Origin of the sequence: Pseudomonas edaphica (assembly GCF_005863185.1) — a bacterium.
GTDB lineage: Bacteria > Pseudomonadota > Gammaproteobacteria > Pseudomonadales > Pseudomonadaceae > Aquipseudomonas > Aquipseudomonas edaphica.
The window spans coordinates 1-3848 of record NZ_VBVZ01000580.1 but is presented as its reverse complement, the minus strand read 5'-3'; the positions used below and the strand labels follow the sequence as shown (position 1 = coordinate 3848).

At 60.5% G+C, this 3848-nt stretch carries 4 protein-coding genes; all 4 read right to left on the bottom strand.

What is annotated here, in order from left to right; all coding sequences use genetic code 11:
- Positions 1–94 precede the first annotated feature (94 nt).
- Entirely contained in the window at positions 95–811 is a 717-nt protein-coding gene (locus tag FEM54_RS26900; protein WP_017136079.1) for an ABC transporter ATP-binding protein, read from the bottom strand.
- On the bottom strand, positions 808–1683 hold the full coding sequence (locus tag FEM54_RS26895; RefSeq protein ID WP_017136078.1) for an ABC transporter ATP-binding protein: 876 nt from the start codon (positions 1681–1683) through the stop codon (positions 808–810). The genes FEM54_RS26900 and FEM54_RS26895 overlap by 4 nt, the downstream gene beginning before the upstream one ends.
- Complete coding sequence (gene livM / locus FEM54_RS26890) at positions 1680–2957, bottom strand: high-affinity branched-chain amino acid ABC transporter permease LivM (RefSeq protein ID WP_017136077.1); 1278 nt, start codon at positions 2955–2957, stop codon at positions 1680–1682. The genes FEM54_RS26895 and livM overlap by 4 nt, the downstream gene beginning before the upstream one ends.
- A 2-nt stretch (positions 2958–2959) precedes the next feature.
- Positions 2960–3848 (bottom strand): ABC transporter permease subunit (locus tag FEM54_RS26885; protein WP_138453688.1); only part of this gene is annotated, 889 nt, incomplete at its 5' end.

Here is a 3848-nt window from a genome sequence, read left to right as displayed (position 1 = left end):
GTCTACCTGAAAGACCGAGGTGCTTGCATCGCAGGCAAGCCAGCTCCCACAGAGAGCCGGTTCCCACATGGGGTTATTGCGTCAGGCCTTTAGATCAATGCCCGCCGAGGTAGGCGTTGCGCACTTCCTCATTCACCAGCAATTCCTTGCCGGTGCCCGTCAGGCGAATCTCGCCGTTGACCATCACATAGGCCCGGTCCGACAGGCGCAGCGCGTGGTTGGCGTTCTGTTCCACCAGGAAGATAGTCATCCCGGTGGCGGCCAGCTCGCGCAGTGTGGAAAAGATCTGCTTCACCACAATGGGCGCCAGGCCCAGGCTCGGTTCGTCCAGCAACAGCAGTTTGGGCCGGCTCATCAGCGCGCGGGCGATGGCGAGCATTTGCTGCTCACCACCGGACATGGTCATTGCGCGCTGGGTGCGCCGCTCCTTGAGCCGCGGGAACAGCTCGAACATGCGCTGCATGTCTTCCTGCGCATACTTGTCGCCAATCGGGATGGTGCCCATCAGCAGGTTTTCCTCGACGGTCATGTCGGGGAACACCCGCCGCCCTTCCGGCGACTGCGCAATGCCGTTGGAGGCGATGTAGTGGGACGACTTGTGGGTAATGTCGACGCCGTTGTACAGAATTTGCCCGGACTCGGCGCGCGGCTGGCCGAAAATCGACATCAGCAGCGTGGATTTACCCGCGCCGTTGGAGCCGATCAGGCTCACGGTTTCGCCTTCGTTAATGTGCAGCGAGACTTTTTTGAGGGCCTGGATCGGGCCGTAAAACACGTCCAGGTCCTTCATTTCGAGGATAGGTGCACTCATACCAGCTCCTCTTCGTCTGCGCCCAGGTAGGCGGCAATCACTTTCGGGTCGTTGCGGATCGCGTCCGGGCCGCCTTCGGCGATCACGTTGCCGTGGTCGAGCACCACGATGTGGTCGGAAATACTCATCACCATGCCCATGTCGTGTTCGATCAGCACCACTGTCAGGTCGTGTTCGTCGCGCAGCAGGCGAATCATCGCGCTGAGGGCTTCGGTTTCCTGCGGGTTGAGGCCCGCTGCCGGTTCGTCCAGGCAGATGATCTGCGGCCGGGTGCACATGGCGCGGGCGATTTCCAGGCGGCGTTGCTGGCCGTAGGAAAGCTCACCGGCCAGGCGGTTGGCGCAGTCGACCAGGTCCACCACTTCCAGCCAATAGAAGGCGTGGTCGAGGGCATCGCTTTCGGCCTTGCGGTAGCCCTTGGTGTTGAGGATGCCCGCCAGCATGTTGCGGTTGACCCACATGTGCTGGGCCACCAGCAGGTTTTCCAGCACCGACATTTCCTTGAACAGGCGAATGTTCTGGAAGGTCCGCGCCAACCCTGCGCGGTTGACCAGGTGGGTGCCGCCGAACATCTTGTAGTACACGCGGCTGAAGAAGCTTTTTGGCGATACAAAGTCGACGGCCTTGAAGCGTTCGCCGAGCAACTGGATCACGTTGGTCTGCTTGCCACGAATGTTCAGTTCGATCTTGCCGCCGCTGGCTTTGTAGAAGCCGGTGAGGCAGTTGAACACCGTGGTCTTGCCCGCGCCGTTGGGGCCGATCAGGGCGAAGATCGAGTTGCGTTTGACCTTGAGGCTCACATCGCTCAAGGCCTTGATGCCACCGAAGTGCATCATCAGGTGTTCCACTGAGAGGACGACTTCTTTGCTCATGGCGCCACTCCTTTACGTGGGGTCACACCGGTTCGGCTGATGCGGATCAGCCCGCGTGGCCGCCAAATCATCATCACCACCATCAACACGCCAAACAGCAGCACACGGTACTCGGAGAAGCTGCGCAGCAACTCCGGCGCGACGGTCAAGACGAACGCCGCAATCACCACACCGACTGTCGAGCCCATGCCGCCCAACACCACGATGGCCAGGATCAGCGCAGACTCGAAGAAGGTAAACGACGACGGGTTGACGAAGCCCTGATAGCTGGCAAAGAACACCCCGGCCAGCCCCGCAGTCGAGGCCCCGATGGTGAACGCCGAAAGCTTGACCAGTACATGGTTCAGGCCCATGGAACGGCAGGCGATTTCATCTTCGCGCAAGGCTTCCCAGGCGCGGCCCACTGGCATGCGGGTCAGGCGGTGCTTGATGTACAGCACGGCCAGCACCACCAGGAACAGCACGATGTAGATGAACATGAACTTGATGTTGGGGTTGTAATCGATGCCGAAGAACTCGTGGAACGGAATCCCGCCATCCTTGGCCTTGCGCCCGAACTCCAGGCCGAGAAAAGTCGGCGAAGGCACCGGCATACCGTTGGGGCCACCGGTGAACGACAGCCAGTTGTTGAGCACCAGGCGGATGATTTCACCAAAGCCCAGGGTCACGATGGCGAGGTAGTCACCGTGCATTCGCAACACCGGGAACCCGAGTATGCAGCCCGCCAGCGCGGCAGCGATGGCCGCCAGGGGCAACACACTCCAGAAGCCCAGGCCCAGGTATTGATAACCGAGCGCCAGGCCGTAGGCGCCGATGGCGTAGAACGCCACGTAACCCAGGTCGAGCAAACCGGCCAGGCCCACCACGATGTTCAGGCCAAGGCCGAGCAACACGTAGATCAGCCCGAGAATCACCACGGTCAGCAGGTACTTGTTGGCGAAGATCGGGAACACGATCGCGATCACGATCAGTGCCGGGATGATCCAGCGCAGCCGCGATTTGTAGTCCGGCGGCAACACGTGCACGCCGGAGCCACTGCTCTCGAAACCCTGCAGGATCTTCACGCCCTTGGGGGTTTGCAGGAACAGGCTCAAGGCAAAGCGCCCGGCCATCACGATGGCGACCAACGTGGCCACCCGCGCAGGCTCGAGGTTAAAGCTATAGCCGTCGAGGACCACGCCGACGATCGGGCCGAACACGATCAACGAAATCAGCCCGGCAAGGACCGTATCGACCACACTTTTCTTGATATCGATAGATTTGGCAGCAGACATGTTTACACCTTAGCCACGAGTGGGCGACCAAGCAGGCCCTGAGGACGGAAGATCAGAATCACCACCAGCAGGGAGAAGCTGAACACGTCTTTGTAGTCAGAGTTGATCAACCCCGAGAACAGCGACTCGGAGATACCCAGGATGATCCCGCCCAACATCGCCCCAGGCAGGGAGCCGATGCCGCCGAGTACCGCTGCGGTAAATGCCTTGATGCCGATGATGAAGCCGGCATAGAAGTCGAAGGTGCCGTAGTTGAGGGTGATCAGCACGCCGGCCAGGGCGGCCATGGCGGCACCGATGACGAACACGTAGGAGATCACGCGGTCGGTGTTGATGCCCAGGATCGAGGCCATCTTGCGGTCTTGCTGGGTGGCGCGGCACATGCGGCCGAGCTTGGTGTATTTGATGATGTAGGTCAGCAGGCCCATGCCGAGAAACGCGGCCACCAGGATAAACACCTTGGTGTAGGTCAACTGCACGAAGCCCGTGCCGATATCGACGCGCCAGGCGCCGGCCAGCAGGGTTGGAATGCCTTGTTGTTTCGCGCCCTGAGCGATCTGCGCATAGTTTTGCAGGATCAGGGAGATACCGATGGCGCTGATCAGCGGTGCCAGTCGGGTGGAGTTGCGCAGCGGTTTGTAGGCGACACGCTCGATGACCCAACCGTACACGCCGGTGACGACCACGGTGAAGATCAGAGTGCCGAGAATGAGCAGCGGGAAGGATTCGATGCCGAAGTAAGCCAGCAGTGCCAGACTGATCGCCGCGAGGTAAGCGGAAATCATATAAACCTCGCCGTGGGCGAAGTTGATCATGCCAATGATGCCATAGACCATTGTGTAGCCGATGGCGATCAGGCCGTAGACCGACCCGAGGGTCAGGCCGTTGACC

Bases quoted from the DNA above. Each gene is read 5' to 3' on its own strand.
- livM (WP_017136077.1), bottom strand. From the start codon at position 2,957: ATGTCTGCTGCCAAATCTATCGATATCAAGAAAAGTGTGGTCGATACG.
- FEM54_RS26895 (WP_017136078.1), bottom strand. From the start codon at position 1,683: ATGAGCAAAGAAGTCGTCCTCTCAGTGGAACACCTGATGATGCACTTC.
- FEM54_RS26900 (WP_017136079.1), bottom strand. From the start codon at position 811: ATGAGTGCACCTATCCTCGAAATGAAGGACCTGGACGTGTTTTACGGC.